The 16,923-nt window shown below is 65.2% G+C and carries 15 protein-coding genes; 3 read left to right on the plus strand and 12 right to left on the minus strand.

Features of this window, described 5'->3' with window-relative positions; genetic code table 11:
- Positions 1–25 precede the first annotated feature (25 nt).
- Positions 26–3,406 carry a fused isobutyryl-CoA mutase/GTPase IcmF gene (gene icmF, locus HWY30_RS03330; RefSeq protein ID WP_090802748.1) on the plus strand — a complete coding sequence of 1,127 codons (3,381 nt, stop codon included), beginning with the start codon at positions 26–28 and terminating at the stop codon, positions 3,404–3,406.
- A 43-nt stretch (positions 3,407–3,449) separates the two neighbouring features.
- Here icmF and HWY30_RS03335 read toward each other — a convergent pair whose 3' ends face one another.
- Positions 3,450–4,409 carry an NAD(P)H-dependent flavin oxidoreductase gene (locus tag HWY30_RS03335; RefSeq protein WP_090802749.1) on the minus strand — a complete coding sequence of 320 codons (960 nt, stop codon included), beginning with the start codon at positions 4,407–4,409 and terminating at the stop codon, positions 3,450–3,452.
- 285 nt (positions 4,410–4,694) lie between these two features.
- On the opposite strand from HWY30_RS03335, the gene HWY30_RS03340 reads away from it, so the two are divergent.
- Positions 4,695–5,585 (plus strand): alpha/beta fold hydrolase, encoded by an 891-nt coding sequence (locus HWY30_RS03340; RefSeq protein WP_090802751.1) that lies wholly within the window; start codon positions 4,695–4,697, stop codon positions 5,583–5,585.
- Positions 5,586–5,634: 49 nt separating this feature from the next.
- Here HWY30_RS03340 and HWY30_RS03345 read toward each other — a convergent pair whose 3' ends face one another.
- Positions 5,635–6,105: an Lrp/AsnC family transcriptional regulator gene (locus HWY30_RS03345; protein ID WP_090802753.1), complete on the minus strand. Its 471-nt coding sequence runs from the start codon at positions 6,103–6,105 to the stop codon at positions 5,635–5,637.
- Positions 6,106–6,217: 112 nt separating this feature from the next.
- Here HWY30_RS03345 and HWY30_RS03350 point away from each other — a divergent pair, with 112 nt between their 5' ends.
- A complete protein-coding gene (locus HWY30_RS03350) occupies positions 6,218–7,156 on the plus strand; it encodes a DMT family transporter (protein WP_090802754.1) in 939 nt (312 codons plus the stop codon).
- Positions 7,157–7,455: 299 nt separating this feature from the next.
- On the opposite strand, the gene HWY30_RS03355 is transcribed toward HWY30_RS03350, so the two are convergent.
- From HWY30_RS03355 to bioA, 10 genes are all read right to left on the minus strand, one after another.
- Positions 7,456–8,373, minus strand: a complete 918-nt coding sequence (locus HWY30_RS03355; RefSeq protein ID WP_090802756.1) for an MBL fold metallo-hydrolase — start codon at positions 8,371–8,373, stop codon at positions 7,456–7,458.
- Positions 8,370–8,843 carry a MaoC family dehydratase gene (locus HWY30_RS03360; RefSeq protein ID WP_090802757.1) on the minus strand — a complete coding sequence of 158 codons (474 nt, stop codon included), beginning with the start codon at positions 8,841–8,843 and terminating at the stop codon, positions 8,370–8,372. The genes HWY30_RS03355 and HWY30_RS03360 overlap by 4 nt, the downstream gene beginning before the upstream one ends.
- Positions 8,840–9,085, minus strand: coding sequence for a DUF1289 domain-containing protein (locus HWY30_RS03365; protein ID WP_090802758.1), 246 nt, complete (start codon positions 9,083–9,085; stop codon positions 8,840–8,842). The genes HWY30_RS03360 and HWY30_RS03365 overlap by 4 nt, the downstream gene beginning before the upstream one ends.
- Positions 9,086–9,090: 5 nt before the next feature.
- Positions 9,091–9,612 carry a YbaK/EbsC family protein gene (locus HWY30_RS03370; RefSeq protein ID WP_090802760.1) on the minus strand — a complete coding sequence of 174 codons (522 nt, stop codon included), beginning with the start codon at positions 9,610–9,612 and terminating at the stop codon, positions 9,091–9,093.
- A gap of 34 nt (positions 9,613–9,646) precedes the next feature.
- The gene (locus tag HWY30_RS03375) at positions 9,647–10,573 is read right to left on the minus strand and encodes a hydroxymethylglutaryl-CoA lyase (protein WP_090802761.1); all 927 of its coding nucleotides are present in this window, start codon (positions 10,571–10,573) and stop codon (positions 9,647–9,649) included.
- A 116-nt stretch (positions 10,574–10,689) separates the two neighbouring features.
- Complete coding sequence (locus HWY30_RS03380; protein WP_090802763.1) at positions 10,690–11,631, minus strand: 2-hydroxyacid dehydrogenase; 942 nt, start codon at positions 11,629–11,631, stop codon at positions 10,690–10,692.
- A 528-nt stretch (positions 11,632–12,159) separates the two neighbouring features.
- A complete protein-coding gene (gene bioB / locus HWY30_RS03385; protein WP_090802766.1) occupies positions 12,160–13,260 on the minus strand; it encodes a biotin synthase BioB in 1,101 nt (366 codons plus the stop codon).
- Positions 13,261–13,312: 52 nt separating this feature from the next.
- Positions 13,313–14,053 carry a dethiobiotin synthase gene (gene bioD, locus HWY30_RS03390; RefSeq protein WP_090802768.1) on the minus strand — a complete coding sequence of 247 codons (741 nt, stop codon included), beginning with the start codon at positions 14,051–14,053 and terminating at the stop codon, positions 13,313–13,315.
- The gene (gene bioF / locus HWY30_RS03395; protein ID WP_090802770.1) at positions 14,050–15,234 is read right to left on the minus strand and encodes an 8-amino-7-oxononanoate synthase; all 1,185 of its coding nucleotides are present in this window, start codon (positions 15,232–15,234) and stop codon (positions 14,050–14,052) included. The genes bioD and bioF overlap by 4 nt, the downstream gene beginning before the upstream one ends.
- On the minus strand, positions 15,234–16,595 hold the full coding sequence (bioA, locus tag HWY30_RS03400) for an adenosylmethionine--8-amino-7-oxononanoate transaminase (RefSeq protein WP_090802771.1): 1,362 nt from the start codon (positions 16,593–16,595) through the stop codon (positions 15,234–15,236). Before bioA ends, bioF begins: the two co-directional genes overlap by 1 nt.
- Positions 16,596–16,923: the final 328 nt, after the last annotated feature.

Consider the following 16,923-nt stretch of genomic DNA (forward strand, 5'->3'; position numbering starts at 1 on the left):
ATCAGTTAAATGATCTGGGGGAGACATGACCGATCTGTCCACGCCGCAGCGTGCCGGCAGCCACGAACTGCCCGCGGGCCGGCGCCTGCGCTTCGTCACCGCCGCCGCACTGTTCGACGGCCACGACGCGTCGATCAACATCATGCGGCGCATCCTGCAGGCAAGCGGCGTCGAGGTGATCCACCTCGGCCACAACCGCTCAGTCGCCGAAGTCGCGACCGCCGCGCTCAACGAGGACGCCGACGGCGTCGCCGTGTCGAGCTATCAGGGCGGCCACAACGAATACTTCCGCTACCTGGTGGATTTGCTGCGTGCAAGCGGCGGCGAGCGCATCAAGGTGTTCGGCGGCGGCGGGGGCGTGATCGTCCCCGAGGAAATTGCCGCGCTCGAACGCGACGGCGTCGAAAAAATCTACTCGCCGCACGACGGTCAGCGGCTCGGTCTGCAAGGCATGATCGACGACATGATCGCGCGCTGCGTCGAAGGCGCGCGCGCGGCCGACGCGGCGCGGCCGACGCCGGTGCGCGAATGGCTCGCCGAGCTGGCCGGGCGGCCGTTGCCGCGTTGCGGTGAGGCCCATGCTCCGCACGCTGGCACTGCTGCTGGCTCGCACCCCGCCGATTCCGCCGTGCCGATCTTCCGCCGCCTCGCGCAACTGATCAGCGCGTTCGAAACGAACAGCGTCGACGCCGCCGCGCGCGACCAGCTAGCGATGCTCGCGCAAGCGCCACGCATCCCGGTGCTCGGCATCACCGGCACCGGCGGCGCGGGCAAGTCGTCGCTGACCGACGAGCTGATCCGCCGCTTCCGGCTCGACTACGGCGACACGCTGAACATCGCCGTGCTCGCGATCGATCCGTCGCGCCGAAAATCCGGCGGCGCGCTGCTCGGCGACCGCATCCGCATGAATGCGATCGGCGATTGGGGCGACGGCGCCCGCATTTATATGCGCTCGATGGCGACGCGCGAGGCATCGACCGAACTCTCCGATTCGCTACCCGCCGCGCTGATGCTGTGCAAGGTGGCGGGCTTCGATCTGATCGTCGTCGAGACGTCGGGGATCGGTCAGGGCGATGCGGCGATCGTGCCGTTCGTCGACGAATCGCTGTACGTGATGACGCCGGAGTTCGGCGCCGCGAGCCAGCTCGAGAAGATCGACATGCTCGACTTCGCGAGCTTCGTCGCGATCAACAAGTTCGATCGCAAGGGTGCGCAGGATGCGCTGCGCGACGTCGCGAAGCAGGTGCAGCGCAATCGCGGGGACTTCGCGACATCGCCCGACGCGATGCCGGTGTTCGGCACGATCGCGGCGCGCTTCAACGACGACGGCGTGACCGCGCTGTACCGGCGCATCGCTAATGCGCTGCGCGCGCACGGCCTGCGTGAGGGCGGCGCACGGCTCGGCGCGACCGAAGGCCTGCGCTTTTCGAGCAACCTGCATGCGATCGTGCCGCCCGCGCGCGTGCGCTATCTGGCCGACATCGCGCAGACGGTACGCGGCTATCGAGCGCGCGCCGACGCGCAGGCGCAAATCGCGCGGGAACGCTGGCAACTGGTCGAGACGCGCCGCATGCTCGGCGAGGCGGGCAGCGGCGCCGCGTCGCTCGATGCGCTGATCGACCAACGCGGCGCCGCGCTCGGCGAGCGCGAACGCAAGCTGCTCGACGCGTGGCCGCAAACGGTGGCCGCCTATGCGGGCGACGAACATGTGGTGCGCATCCGCAAGCGCGAAATCCGCACCGCGCTGACGGTCACGACGCTGTCCGGCTCCGAAATCCGCAAAGTGTCGCTGCCGAAATTTGTCGATCACGGCGAGATCCTGCGCTGGCTGATGCTCGACAATCTGCCCGGCTATTTCCCATTCACCGCTGGCGTGTTTCCGTTTCGTCGCGAGAACGAGGACCCGACGCGCATGTTCGCGGGCGAGGGCGATCCGCAGCGCACGAATCGTCGCTTCAGGCTGCTGTCGGAAGGCATGCCGGCCAAACGGCTATCCACCGCGTTCGACTCGGTGACGCTTTACGGTGAGGAGCCGCACGAGCGCCCGGACATCTACGGCAAGGTCGGCAATTCGGGTGTGTCGGTCGCCACGCTCGACGACATGAAGACGCTGTATGACGGCTTCGATCTGTGCTCGCCGGATACGTCGGTCTCGATGACGATCAACGGCCCCGCGCCGACGATCCTCGCGATGTTCTTCAACGTCGCGATCGAGCAGCAGATCGCGCTGGGCGAGCAACAGCAAGGCCGCCCGTTGACCGAAGCCGAACTCGCCGCAACGCGCCGCGCCGCGCTCGAAAACGTGCGCGGCACCGTGCAGGCCGACATCCTGAAAGAAGACCAGGGGCAGAACACCTGCATCTTCTCGACCGAATTCAGCCTGAAGGTGATGGGTGACATTCAGGCGTATTTCGTTGAACACGGCGTGCGCAATTTCTATTCGGTGTCGATTTCCGGCTATCACATCGCCGAGGCCGGCGCGAACCCCATCTCGCAGCTCGCGTACACGCTCGCGAACGGCTTCACCTACGTCGAGGCGTATCTCGCACGCGGCATGTCGATCGACGACTTCGCGCCGAATCTGTCGTTCTTCTTCTCGAACGGCATGGACCCGGAGTACACGGTGCTCGGCCGCGTCGCGCGACGCATCTGGGCGGTCGCGATGCGCGAGCGCTATGGCGCGAACGAGCGTAGTCAGAAGCTCAAGTATCACGTGCAGACGTCGGGCCGCAGCCTGCACGCGCAGGAGATCGATTTCAACGACATCCGCACGACGCTGCAGGCGCTGATCGCGATCTACGACAACTGCAACTCGCTGCACACCAATGCGTTCGACGAAGCGATTACGACGCCGACCGAGGAATCGGTGCGCCGCGCGGTCGCGATCCAGCTGATCATCAATCGCGAATGGGGGCTCGCGAAGAACCAGAATCCGAATCAGGGCAGCTTCGTGATCGATGAATTGACCGATCTGGTCGAGGAGGCTGTGCTCGCCGAATTCGAGCGGCTGACAGAGCGCGGCGGCGTGCTCGGCGCGATGGAAACCGGCTATCAGCGCGGACGGATTCAGGACGAGTCGATGCTGTACGAGCATCGCAAGCATGACGGTTCGTACCCGATCGTCGGCGTCAATACGTTCCTGAGCGCGCATCCGCATGAAGCGCCGCGGCCGTTGGTGCTGGCGCGTTCCACCGACGCGGAGAAGCAGAGTCAGCTGCGGCGGTTGCGCGACTTCCAGGCGCGCCACCGCGACGCCGCGCCCGAGGCGCTCGAACGCCTCAAGCGCGCGGTGATCGACGACGGCAACGTGTTCGCGGTGCTAATGGACGTGGTGCGCGTGTGTTCGCTCGGGCAGATCACCCACGCGCTGTTCGAGGTGGGCGGGCAGTATCGGCGCAATATGTAGGCCGCGAGCGGGCGGCCCGGCCCGGCCCGCTCCGTTCTTCACCTCAGCGCGCGATGCCGAGCCGCGCCTTCGCGTCGTTGTATTCCTTCTTCAGACGCCGCACGAGCTCGGCGACGTCCGGCACGTCGTCCATCAGGCCGACGCCCTGGCCCGCGCCCCAGATGTCCTTCCACGCCTTCGTCTTGTCGCCGCCGAAGTTCATCCTGGTCTTGTCCGATTCGGGCAGCGCGTCGGGATCGAGCCCCGCGTTCGTAATGCTCTCGCGGATGTAGTTGCCGTGCACGCCGGTGAACAGGTTCGTGTAGATGATGTCCGACGCCTTCGCGTTGATGATCGCCTGCTTGTAGCTGTCGACCGCGTGCGCTTCTTTGGTGGCGATGAAGCGTGTGCCCATGTACGCGAGGTCCGCGCCCATCGCCTGCGCGGCGAGAATCGAGCCGCCGTTGGCGATCGAGCCCGACAGCACGATCGGGCCGTCGAAAATGCGCCGCACCTCGCCGACCAGCGCGAACGGCGAGGTGGTGCCCGCGTGGCCGCCCGCGCCCGATGCGACCAGAATCAGCCCGTCGACGCCGGCTTCCAGCGCTTTCTGCGCATGACGCAGATTGATCACGTCGTGCAGCACGATGCCGCCGTAGCTGTGCACCGCATCGACGATCTCGCGTGCCGGCGCGCGCAGGCTGGTGATGAAGATCGGCACCTTGTGCTCGACGCAGACGCGCACGTCGTGCTCGAGCCGCGCATTCGACTGGTGAACGATCTGATTGACCGCGATCGGGCCGATCACCGCATCCGGGTTCGCGGCCTTGTGCCTGGCGAGTTGCGCCTGGATCTGCGTCAGCCATTCGTCGAGCAGCTCGGCCGGGCGCGCGTTGAGGGCAGGGAACGAGCCGACGATACCGGCCTTGCACTGCGCCAGCACGAGTTCGGGATAGCTGACGATGAACATCGGCGAAGCGACGACGGGCAGCGCGAGGTTTTGCAGAACGGCGGGCAATGCCATGGTGCGAGTCTCCAGGTTGGGCCAACCGGTGCGACGTGCGCCCGGCGAATAGATGAATGAGTTTAGCGGCACACGGCTTGCGGCGTGTTGACCGGCGAATGCGTGTGGCAGTCGAACGATACCGGCATGCCGAAGTCGCGCCAAACATTTAAGAACGGTCGTTCGATTATAGGCGAAGTGGGTTCGAAGGAGTATTCAGGTTCCATGTCTGCGTGGGATATCCCACCTCGCACGGACCTGTTGGCCTTCTACAATGCACGGACCTCAAACGATCAACGAGACGTCATGGCCTTCGAAAATTTCACGTCTTTTCGCGTCGCCGTGGGCGATGTCGACATTTTCGGAGTGAAGGGCGGCGCCGGGCCGCCTCTGCTTCTGCTGCACGGCCATCCGCAATCGCATCTGATCTGGGAACGCTGCGCCGCGCCGCTCGCGCAGCACTTCACGGTGATCGCAACCGATCTGCGCGGCTATGGCGCGTCGGACAAACCGCCGAGCGATGCCGCGCACGCACCGTATTCGAAACGCGTGATGGCCGCCGACCAGGTCGCGGTGATGCGCCACTTCGGCTTCGAGCGCTTCCTCGTCTGTGCGCACGATCGCGGCGCGCGCGTCGCGCACCGGATGGCGCTCGATCACGCCGACGCGGTCGAGCGTTTGATGCTGCTCGATATCGCGCCGACACTCGCGATGTACGAAGCCACCGACCGCGCGTTCGCAACGCACTACTTCCACTGGTTCTTCCTGATCCAGCCCGAGCCGCTGCCCGAAACGTTGATCGGCGCAAATCCGGCTGCCTATGTCGACGCGGTGATGGGCGGACGTCATGCGGGTCTCGCACCGTTCGATCCCACCGCGCTCGACGCGTATCGGGCGGCGCTCGCGCAACCGGGTGCGGTGCACGCGATGTGCGAGGACTATCGCGCGTCGGCGAGCATCGACCTCGAACATGATCGCGCCGATATCGAGCGCGGCAACAAGATCGGCTGTCCGCTGCGGGTGCTGTGGGGCGACAAGGGCGTGATCGAAAAATGCTTCGATGCGCTCGACGAATGGCGGCATGTCGCGCGCGACGTGAGCGGCCGCGCGCTATCGTGCGGGCACTATCTGCCCGAGGAAGCGCCGGACGAACTGGTCGCCGAGATGCTGTCGTTTTTCGAGACGCTCGAACAATAAGCGCCGGGCTGCTTCGCGCGACCTTCGTTTGACCAGCGATGGACCTTCGTTAGCCGAGCGGCGGCAGCCGTCGCGCGACCGGCGTCGACTTGACGATCGCCGTGCTGGTCTCCGCGCGCTCGGTCACTTTCGACAGGATCTCGTCGAGCTGCTCGATCGAATGCAAGTACAGGCGGCAGATGAAACAGTCGTCGCCGGTCACCTTGTCGCATTCGACGAACTCCGGAATGCGCCGGATCACTTCCTCCACCAGATGCAGCTGCCCGGGCAACGGCTTCACGCGCACTACCGCCTGCAGCGTGAAGCCGAGCGCGCGCGGATCGATCTGCACGGTGAAGCGCTCGATCACGCCCTGCGCTTCGAGCCGCCGCACGCGTTCGGCCGTGCTGGGCGCCGATAAGCCGACGACGCGCGCGAGTTCGCTGACCGGCTGGCGCGCGTCCTGCGCGAGCGCGGTGAGCAGTGCGCGGTCGGTGTCGTCGAGTGCGACCGGCGTGATCGATGCAAGGCGTTTGCTCATGACGGCCTTCGTTTATGAGGTGAAAATGCGGTAACGCTTAAGTTTAGCCATGTATTCGCGCGGGTGGATTAATTAGACTGCCAGTTATGCAGTCACAATCCGGGATCGAATCATGGCTTCAAACAAGGCTTCCGTCACGACCTCGAGCAGTTCGCCCAGCGACATCCGCCGTGGCGCGGCGCAGATGAGCGTCGCGATGCTGATGTCGGGCACGATCGGCTGGCTTGTCGTGTCGTCGCAGCAAAGCCCCTTCAACGTGGTGTTTTTCCGCTGCATTTTCGGCGGCGCGACGCTCGCGCTCGTGTGCGCCGTACTCGGCCTGTTCCGCCGCGAGCTGTTTTCGTGGAAGATGCTCGGCCTCGCGTTGCTCGGCGGCGCGGCGATCGTCGTGAACTGGGTATTGCTGTTCGCCGCGTATTCGCGCGCGTCGATTTCGATGGCAACGGCCGTCTACAACACGCAGCCGTTCATGTTGGTCGGGCTCGGCGCGCTGGTGTTTCGCGAGCGCATCAGCGCATCGACGATCGCGTGGCTCGTGGTCGCGTTCGTCGGGCTCGTGTTCGTCGTGAAGGTCGAGCCGGCCGTGCTCGCGGTGCCGGGGCAGTATCTGGTCGGCGTCGCCTATGCGGTCGGCGCGGCGGCGATGTACGCGGTGTCGTCGATCATCACGAAGCGGCTGAAGGGCACGCCGCCGCATCTGCTCGCGCTGATCCAGGTATCGCTCGGCGTGCTGTTGCTCGCGCCGTTCGTACGCTTCGACGCGTTGCCGGCAAACGGCGCGCAGTGGCTCGAACTGGTCGTGCTCGGCGTCGTCCATACCGGTCTCATGTACGTGCTGCTATATGGCGCGATCCAGAAGCTGCCGACGTCGATGACGGGCGCGTTGTCGTTCATCTATCCGGTGGTCGCGATCATCGTCGACCGGCTCGCGTTCGGACAGACGCTCGCATGGATTCAGGTGCTCGGCGCCGCGCTGATTCTGCTGGCGGCGGCGGGCGTCAATCTCGGATGGCGGATCGTGCCGCAGAGAAAGCGCTTATCGTCCACGTGATGCCGATTCGACATTCAATCGGATATTGCTACGGATCCCGGAATAACGCGCAAGCGTTCAAGCGCCTAACGCCGTTTGATGACAGATCGTGTATGCATTCGTAAAACGTGGCGTCAAATTTCTGTAGGGAAATCACCGATGCGATGCAAAAACCCACACGCGTATCATCGACAGCGACGCTGATCACGTCCAACAGATGTTCCGCCGCTCGCTTCGTCGAGCGGTTTTCTTTTTGGCAGCACGGTTTTGCGTTCCGGTGCGCTTTTCCACCGCGCCGGTCGAACCGGTCACATCACAGTTCAATGCCGCGCGAGAATGCGCGTGCCGTCCACTTCGAGCGGTCCACCGTTCGCCGCAAGCTCCCCGATCATTCCCTTCAGCAACGCGGGCCATTCGCCGCGCGGCTTCAGCATCGAGGCGGCGGCGCGCATCACGGCCGCGTCGTCGAGCATGCGCAAAAGCGTGTCCACGCTCATCTCGCGGACTTCGAGCAGCTTGAATACGATCAGCACCTTCAGCGCGTTCCTTGCGTTGCGCGCGGGATCGGCGCGCAACCAGGCGACGCGCGACATCGCGCGTTCGAGCGCCGCTTCGACCTGCGTGAACGGCGCGCCGTGGCCTGGGATGACGACGCGCACGTCGAGCGTTGCGATCAGGTCGAGCACGGCTTGCTGCTCGGCGAAGCCGCTTTCGCCTTCGAGTTCGGGAAAGATCACGCCGAAGCCGTTTTCCCACAGCGCATCCGCGCTGATCAGCAAGCGTTCGTCCGCGCAATAGAGCATCAGCGAATGCGGATCGTGGCCGGGCGCGCCGAGCACCTGCCAGTCGAGTGCGCCCAGCCGCAAGCGCGCGCCGGGTGTCAGCGTGCCGGTGAAGCCGAAGCGCTCGCAGGTTTGACCGGTCGCGCGAAAGGTGAGGCGAGTTTCGTCCCAATCGCGTACCGCGTTTGCTTCCGATGCGGGGATCAGCGTGTGGCACGGCCACGTAGCCTGCAACAGCGCGTTGCCGCCGCAGTGGTCCGAATGCAGGTGCGTGTTGATGATCAGATCGAGCGGCCGCGTGCGCAACGCATTGAGTACCAGCGCGACCGTTTGCGATGCGTGCGTCGCATAGCCGGTATCGACCAGCGCGGCGCATGTGTCGTCGACGAGCAGCACGTTGTTCGACGACAGCCAGCCGCGCTCGAAAACCCGGATCGATGCGGGCAGCGCGATCATGGCGTGGCCGTGCTCGCGTGCGCGTTTGCGACCGCGGGGGGCTTCGGCATCACGAGGATCGTCGAGGTACCCGTCAACATCAGCTCGCCGCGCTGATTGACCACCGAACCTTCGAGATAGGTCAGATCGCCGTTCAGGCTCGGCTTCCAGTGAGCGTCGTGCACACGCCACGTGATCGTCAGCGTGTCGTGCGCCTGCACTGCCTTCTTCAGCTTGATATCGAATTCGAGGCCGAGCGGTTGCGCGTAAGTAGAGAAATGCGTGGCGAGCAGCGCCATGAAATACGCGGTGGGTTGCGTGCCCGACGCGATCAAGCCTCCAAAGCGGCTTTGCGCGGCATACGCTTCATCGTGATGCAACGGGTTCAGATCGACGACGAGCGTCGCGAACGATTTGATCGAATCCACCGACAACTCGAGCGTCGAACTGAACGTCTCACCGGGCGTCACGATGCGCGGCGCGGCGTTCATTGCTTCTCCTTCGTCGTCGATGTCGTGCGCAGCGCCATTAACGTCGCGTGGCGCACTTCGATCGCGTCCCACACCGCGCGCTTCGCGTCGTTGTCGAGCGTCGACCAGCCGGCGATTTCGTCGATCGTGCGCAGGCATCCTTCGCACCAGCCGGTCGATGCATCCATCCTGCACACGCTGATGCACGGCGACGGCACGCAACCGCCGTCGTCCCTGTCGTCGTAATCGTTGCCGCTCGCCATCGTGTTCAGGCCGGCTCGCGCAACGCGACATCGACGACCGGCGCGCCTGTGAGCGAGATCAGCTCCTGCGCGGTCAGATTGAACACCGCGTGCGGATGACCGGCGGCCGCCCACAGGCTCTCCAGTTCGAGCAAATCCGCATCGATCAACGTGAGCGGCTCGGTCGCGTGACCGACCGGGCACACGCCACCGATCGCATAGCCGGTTTTCTCGCGCACGAACTTCGCGTCCGCGCGGCCGATCTCGCCGACCTGCGCGGCCACTTTCTTTTCGTCGACACGATTCGCGCCGCTCGCGATCACGAGCACCGGCGCGTCGTCTTCGCGGCGCCGGAACAGGATCGACTTCGCAATCTGCGCGACCGAGCAGCCGAGTCCGGCGGCCGCTTCGGCGGAAGTCTTGCCGGTTTCCGGCAGCATCACGATTCGCCCCGCGTGACCGCGTTCGCGTAGCAGCAGCGCGACGCGACGTGCCGAGTCGGGCAGCGCGGCGAGATCGTCGGAGTCGAAGGACGCGAGGTCGTTCATTGTTTGGGACCCTGAATGAAAATGGATGCTGCGGTTATACGCAGGTGTTTGCTTCGCTGCGCGCCTTCGCGAGCAGCGCTTTACCGGCGCGCGACACGTTGGACCGGCCGATCGCGTTCGAAATGAAGTCGCCGATTTCGACCACTTGCGCGAGGTCGATACCGGTCTCGATGCCGAGGCCGTTCATCAGATACAGCACGTCTTCGGTCGCGACGTTGCCGGTCGCGCCCTTCGCATACGGACAGCCGCCGAGCCCCGCGACCGATGCATGAAAAATCTCGACGCCTTCGAGCAGCGCCGCGTAGATATTCGCGAGCGCCTGGCCATACGTATCGTGGAAGTGTCCCGACAGATGCTCGCGCGGAAACACTTCGGTCACGGCCTCGAACACTTCGCGGGTGCGCTTCGGCGTGCCGACGCCGATCGTGTCGGCGATATCGATCTCGTCGCAGCCGAGCGCCGCGAAGCGCTTGACGACGTCGACGACCGACGCGACCGGCACTTCGCCCTGGTACGGACAGCCGAGCGCGCATGACACGCTGCCGCGAATCCGCAGCTTATGTTGTTTCGCCGCCGCGGCGACTGGCGCGAATCGCTCGATGCTCTCCGCGATGCTGCAGTTGATGTTCTTCTGCGAGAACGCCTCGCTCGCCGCGCCGAAGATGACGATCTCGTCGGCGCGCGCGGCGAGCGCGCCTTCGAGACCGCGCAGGTTCGGCGTCAGCACCGAGTAAATCGTGCCGTCGCGGCGCTCGATGCCGGCCATCACGTCGGCGCCGTCGGCCATCTGCGGCACCCATTTCGGCGACACGAACGACGCCGCCTCGACGTTGCGGAAGCCCGCCGCCGACAGACGGTTGATCAGCTCGATCTTGGTCGCGGTCGGCACGAATTCCTTTTCGTTCTGCAGCCCGTCGCGCGGACCCACTTCGACGATTTTCACTTGCTTCGGTAAGGCCATGATGTGTCTCCGATCCGATGCGGTTTGATCGCTGTCCCATCCGGGATGGGTGCTGCCGCGTTGCTGCAATTCAAGTCAGCCCGCACGCCTGCGACGCGTGCGGGCGCGGGTTTCACTCAGTAGCCGCGTTCCAGTTGCACTGCGCCGCTCACCTGCTCGCCGCGCATCATCGCGCCGATCTTGTCCGCGACCTGCGCGACGCTGTCCTCGCGCAACGTCAGCGCCGACGTGTGCGGCGTGATCGTGACGCGCGGCTCGCGCCAGAAAGGATGATCGGCGGGCAGCGGTTCCTCGCGGAACACGTCGAGCGTCGCGGCGGCGAGCTGGCCGCTCGCGAGCGCAGCGAGCAGATCCGCTTCGACGAGATGCGCGCCGCGCGCGACGTTGATCAGATATGCGCCGCGCGCGAGCTTCGCGAAGACTCGCGCATTCAGCACGCTTTCCGTGTCGGGTGTATGCGGCAGCAGATTGACGAGCACCTTCGCGCCGTCGAGGAAGCTATCGAATTGCGCGTCGCCGGCGAACGTCGCGATGCCACCGATCTGCTTCTCGCCGCGAGTAAAGCCGCGCACCGGCAGGCCGAACGAAGCGAGCGTTTGCGCGACCTGCGTGCCGAGCACGCCGAGCCCGAGCACACCCACCGTGAACGTTGCGCGCGGATGCGGCTCGAGCACTTTCCAGCGGCGCTCGCCTTGCAGCACCTGATATTCGTCGAAGCGGCGCAGATAGCGCAGCACCGCATGCGTCACGTACTCGGCCATCTGCGCGCCCATGCCGGTATCTTCGAGGCGAATCAACGGCACCTCGGGCGGCAACGTGCCCGGATGCGCGCGTTCGAGCGCGAGAATCGCATCGACGCCAGCGCCGAGATTGAAGATCGCGCGCAGCGTATTGCGTCCGGCCAGCATCTCGCGCGGCGGACGCCAGACCACCGCGAAATCGGCTGGGCCGGTGTCGCCGGGCTTCCATTCGCGCAGCTCGGCGGCGGGTAGCGCGCGCGCAAAGTCGTGCAGCCACGCGGCGGCCTCGGTGTGCGGTGCGTAGAAGAGTATTTTCATGCGGTCCGGAATGCGTCGGCGTCGATGTGGGCGTGAGCGGGACGGACCCGGAGCGCGCGACGGCAATCGGACGACGCGTGCGGGATCGGGTCTCCTCCCGGTATGAACAGGCTTCATTCTACTTTTTCGACGCAAATCGCGCGCGTTTGCGCACGGACGTGCGCTTCAAGATGCATGCCGTGGTGGGCGTCGAGTTCGCGCGTACCCGCGCATTTCTTCGTTTGCCCCATAACGAAAGCACAAAAACCTGGTTCATCGATGCGCGACCGAGCGGGACAATGATTGCCTGGATTCCTTGCGCAGCGAGGCACGCACATGCTTTCGTGCACTCGACCGATCGCGACAATTCCTAATTTGACGCAATTTGTATTTTGATTAGGTTTCTTGAATTGGTGATCAAAGCTTCGCCATGAAAAACACCCCGAAGATTGGATCAACGTCCAACTTTCGGGGTGAATTTCGCCACTATGCGGCGACGCAGACCATTAGTTCGCGCACGCAGCGCATGCGGCTCAGCGGTTCCGCGACTCAATTCGCCACGCTGTGATCCCCGTGCCCATGCGCACACCCATGCTCGCCCCCACTCTGCTCAACCGGCATCTGCTGCGCAGCCTCAGCGCGAATCCCCAGGCGCGCGAGCAGCTTGCGATCCGCTTCCGCCTGCGGGTTGCTCGTGGTCAGCAACTGATCGCCGTAGAAAATCGAATTCGCGCCCGCGAGGAAGCACATTGCCTGCAACGCCTCATCCATCTGCTCGCGTCCGGCCGATAGACGTACCATCGCGCGCGGCATCGTGATGCGCGCAATCGCGATCGTGCGCACGAATTCGAACGGATCGATCGCTTCGGTCCCGCTCAGCGGCGTGCCTTGCACCTGCACCAGATTGTTGATCGGCACCGATTCCGGATACGGCTCCATGTTCGCGAGCTGCGCGATCAGCCCCGCGCGTTCGCGGCGCGATTCGCCCATCCCGACGATGCCGCCGCAGCACACGTTGATGCCCGCGTCGCGCACGCGTTCGAGCGTGTCGAGCCGATCCTGGTACGTGCGCGTCGAAATGATCTGGCCGTAGAACTCCGGCGACGTATCGAGATTGTGGTTGTAGTAGTCGAGGCCCGCATCGCGCAGCGCTTGCGCCTGGTGCGTTTCGAGCATGCCGAGCGTCACGCAGGTTTCGAGGCCCATCGCCTTCACGCCGCGGATCATGTCCTTGATCGGCTCCAGGTGGCGGTCCTTCGGATTGCGCCACGCGGCGCCCATGCAGAAGCGCGTTGCGCCGTTCTGCTTTGCGACCTGCGCGGCGGCCAGCACTTCGTCGACCGGCATCAGCTTGTCGGCGGCGAGACCCGTGTCGTGATGCACCGATTGCGGACAGTATGCGCAATCCTCTTCGCAGCCGCCGGTCTTGATCGACAGCAGCGTCGACAGTTGCACCGCATTGGCGTCGAAATGCTCGCGATGCGTTTGCTGCGCGCGAAACAGCAGGTCGTTGAACGGCAGTTCGTACAACGCGACGATATCGGCGACGCGCCAACGCGCGAGCGGTTTCGCTTCAGTAGCGGCTGCGGTCGGATTGCTGTTGGCGGCGCTCGCTTCGGCGGTGCCCGCTGCGATATTCAGTTGTGTCATGTGATCGATCCTCGTGTACGGATGAAATGGGGTTCGGCTCTGCGGGGCGGCGCTATGCCGCGCGCGATCGGCGCAGCGTTTGCAAAAGCCGTCGAATTTCGAGTTGGTCGGTCGCAAGCTCCGGCGACGGCGGGCTGATATGCGGCACGACGCCGAGCAACGGCGCGTCGTACGCTTGCGCGAAATGCACGCGAATCGACGCGATGTTTTCGTCGGGAAAGGTCATGTCCGGGTCGATGCGATTCGCGACCCAGCCTGCGAGCGTTAGACCGCGCGCGGCGATCGCTTCGGCAGTCAGCAGCGCGTGGCTGATGCAGCCGAGCCGCATGCCGACCACCAGCACCACCGGCAGCTTCAGCGCGACGGCGAGATCGGCGGTGTCCTGCGTCGCGGTCAACGGCACGCGAAAGCCGCCGACACCTTCGACAACGACCACCTCGGCGAGCTTCAACGCTTGGCTGTGGCACGCGACGATGTGCTCGAGATCGAACGAGACGTTTTCCAGCGCCGCCGCGATGTGCGGCGCGGCCGGTTCCCTCAGCAGATACGGCGTGCGCATGGCGGGCGGTAGCAGCACGCTCGACGCGGCATCGAGCTGATCCGCGTCCTCGTTGTGCAGCACGCCGTTCACTTCGAACGCGCCCGCCGCGATCGGCTTCATCGCTGCTGCCTGCAGGCCTTCGCGCACGAAGCCGCGCAATAGCGCCGACGACACGAAGGTCTTGCCGATTTCCGTATCAGTGCCGGTGACGAACAGCGATAGCGCGCCGTCATCGTTATTCAAGTTGCTCATGCCGCGCGCGCTCCGACTTGTTGCAGGCCGGCCTCGAGCCGGTCGAGATCCGCATGCGAATGCGCGGCCGACAGCGAGATGCGCAGGCGCGACGTGCCGGTCGGCACGGTCGGCGGACGGATCGCGGGCACCCACAGCCCCGCGAGATCGAGCGACGCGGCGATGTCGAGCGTCGCATCGTTCGCGCCGATGATCAGCGGTTGCACGGCCGTATGTGAATCGACGGGCAGCCACGGCGTCGCCTTCAGCATCGCGCGCGTGCGTTCGATTAGTTGCTGGAGATGCGCGCGGCGCGCATCGCCTTCCTCGCCACCGATGATGTGCAGGCTCGCCGACACCGCATGCGCGGCCGCGGGCACCGACGCGGTCGTGAAGATATACGGACGCGCGCGCTGCACGAGCCATTCGATCACGGTCGCATGCGCGACGACGAACGCGCCGGAGACACCCGCCGCCTTGCCGAGCGTGCCGATCGAGATCAGATGCGGCGAGCGCAGCGCGGCCTGCGCGATCGCGCCACGGCCTTGCGGACCGAGCACGCCGAAGCCGTGCGCATCGTCGACGATCAGCCATGCGCCGTGCCGCTCGGCGAGTTCGAGCAAACGCGGCAGCGGCGCGATGTCGCCGTCCATGCTGAACACCGTGTCGGACACGATCACCTTGACGTCCGCCTCCGACGCTTCGAGCATCGCGCTCAATGCATCCACGTCGCAGTGCGGATAGATCTGGACATCCGCGCGCGACAGCCGCGCGCCGTCGATCAGCGAAGCGTGATTGAGCGCATCGGAGAACAGCGTCGTGCCGCGGCCCGCGAGCGTGGTCAGCGTCGCGAGATTCGCCATATAGCCGGTGCTGAAATACAACGCGCGGGCGTCGTCGAGAAAGCCGCCGGCAAATTCAGCGAGATCGTCTTCGAGTTGCGCATGCGCACGCGAATGACCGCCGAGCAGATGCGAGCCGCCGCTGCCCGCGCCATACAGGCGCGCGCCTTCGGCGATCGCGTCGATCAATTGCGGATGCGCGGCAAGGCCCAGATAGTCGTTGCTCGCGAAGCCTATGATTTCACGGCCGTCGACCGTCATGTGCGCGGCGCACGGTGTGTCGGCGGTGCGCCGGCGTCGGCGCAGGCCGCGCGCGTCGATTTCCTTCAGGCCTTCGGCGAGTGTGTCGAGCAGATGCATCAGCGGGCCTCCGCGAGCGTGGCGTCGAAGGTGTCACGCGTGCGCGTGGCGAGCAGCGCGAGTTCTTCGTCTTCGAGGATGTACGGCGGCATCAGATACACGGTGGTGCCGATCGGGCGCAACAACAGCTCGCGTTGCAGCGCGTTTTCGAAGAAGCGGCGCGAGAACGTTTTGGCTTGCTGAGGATCGTCGATCATTGCGTCGAACGCGAAGATCGTGCCGCGCTGACGCAGATTGCGCACCTGCGCGTGCTCGACGAGCGGCGCGAGCGCGGCCGCGAGGGTCGCCGATTTGCGTGCGTTGGCGGCGAGCACGTCGTCGCTCGTGAACAGATCGAGCGTCGCGAGCGCGGCGCGGCACGCGAGCGGATTGCCGGTGTACGAGTGCGAGTGCAGGAAGCCGCGCGCGGTATCGTCGTGATAGAAGGCCGCGAAGATCTCGTCGCGCGACAGCACGATCGACAGCGGCAGATAGCCGCCGCTGATGCCTTTCGACAGACACAGGAAGTCCGGCCACACGCCCGCCTGTTCGCACGCGAAGAACGTGCCGGTGCGGCCGCAGCCGACTGCGATTTCGTCGGCGATCAGATGCACGCCGTACCGGTCGCACAACGCGCGCAATCCGGCGACGTACGACGCGTCGTGCATCGCCATGCCGGCCGCGCATTGCACGAGCGGCTCGACGATCAGTGCGGCGATGCGGTTCGCGCGCGCCTCGAACAGCGCGCGCACATGGTCGAGCGCGCGGCGCGCGACGTCGGCGGCGGTTTCGCCCGCTTGCGCGAGCCGCGCATCGGGCGAGGCGACGACGTGGGCGTGACGAATCAGCGGATCGTACGCGTCCTTGAACAGCGCGACGTCGGTCACGCCGAGCGCGCCGATCGTCTCGCCGTGGTAGCTGTTGGCGATGCAGACGAATTCCTGCTTGTCGGCGTAGCCCCGGTTGCGCCAGCTGTGAAAGCTCATCTTCAGCGCGATCTCGACCGCCGACGCGCCATCCGACGCGAAGAACGCGTGGCCGAGCGTGTTGCCGGTCAACGCGTGCAGACGTTCCGCGAGTTCGACGGCGGGCTCGTGTGTGCAGCCGGCGAGCATCGCGTGTTCGAGCGTATCGAGCTGATCTTTCAGCGCCGCGTTGATGCGCGGGTTCGCATGACCGAACAGATTGACCCACCACGAACTGATCGCGTCGAGATAGCGATGACCGGCGCGATCGTACAGCCACGCGCCTTGACCGCGCGCGACGGGGATCAGCGGCAGACGTTCGTGGTGCTTCATCTGCGTGCACGGATGCCACACCGCGCGCAGGCTGCGGGCGACCCAATCTTCAGGGGCGACCGGGGGGACTGCTGACTTTTCCAAAGAGGTACTCCAGGGTGCTTTTTTGCCACGCACGCAAGCCTCGGCGAGTGCGCGGGGTCGAGATTAGCGGTTTATTTGGTCGCGCGCATCAACCGCGAAATGCTCGTATTTCGCGGTGGCGTGGAGGTTTAGCATCGTTCGATGCAGCTCGTTCGAGTTCGTGAGGGAAGCTCGCCAATCGACGGAGATAGCGACGTCAAAGTAGTGGGCTGTTACTGGCCAGAATTTGGGGTGACGAGGTGTTTTTTGCGGGGGAACTGAGCGCACAAGAAAAAGCCCGCCGATACGGCGGGCTTGCGGCACATCAGAATCAGGCGCGACTCACGCC

The sequence above is a fragment of the Paraburkholderia tuberum STM678 genome (assembly GCF_902833905.1).
Classification (GTDB): domain Bacteria; phylum Pseudomonadota; class Gammaproteobacteria; order Burkholderiales; family Burkholderiaceae; genus Paraburkholderia; species Paraburkholderia tuberum.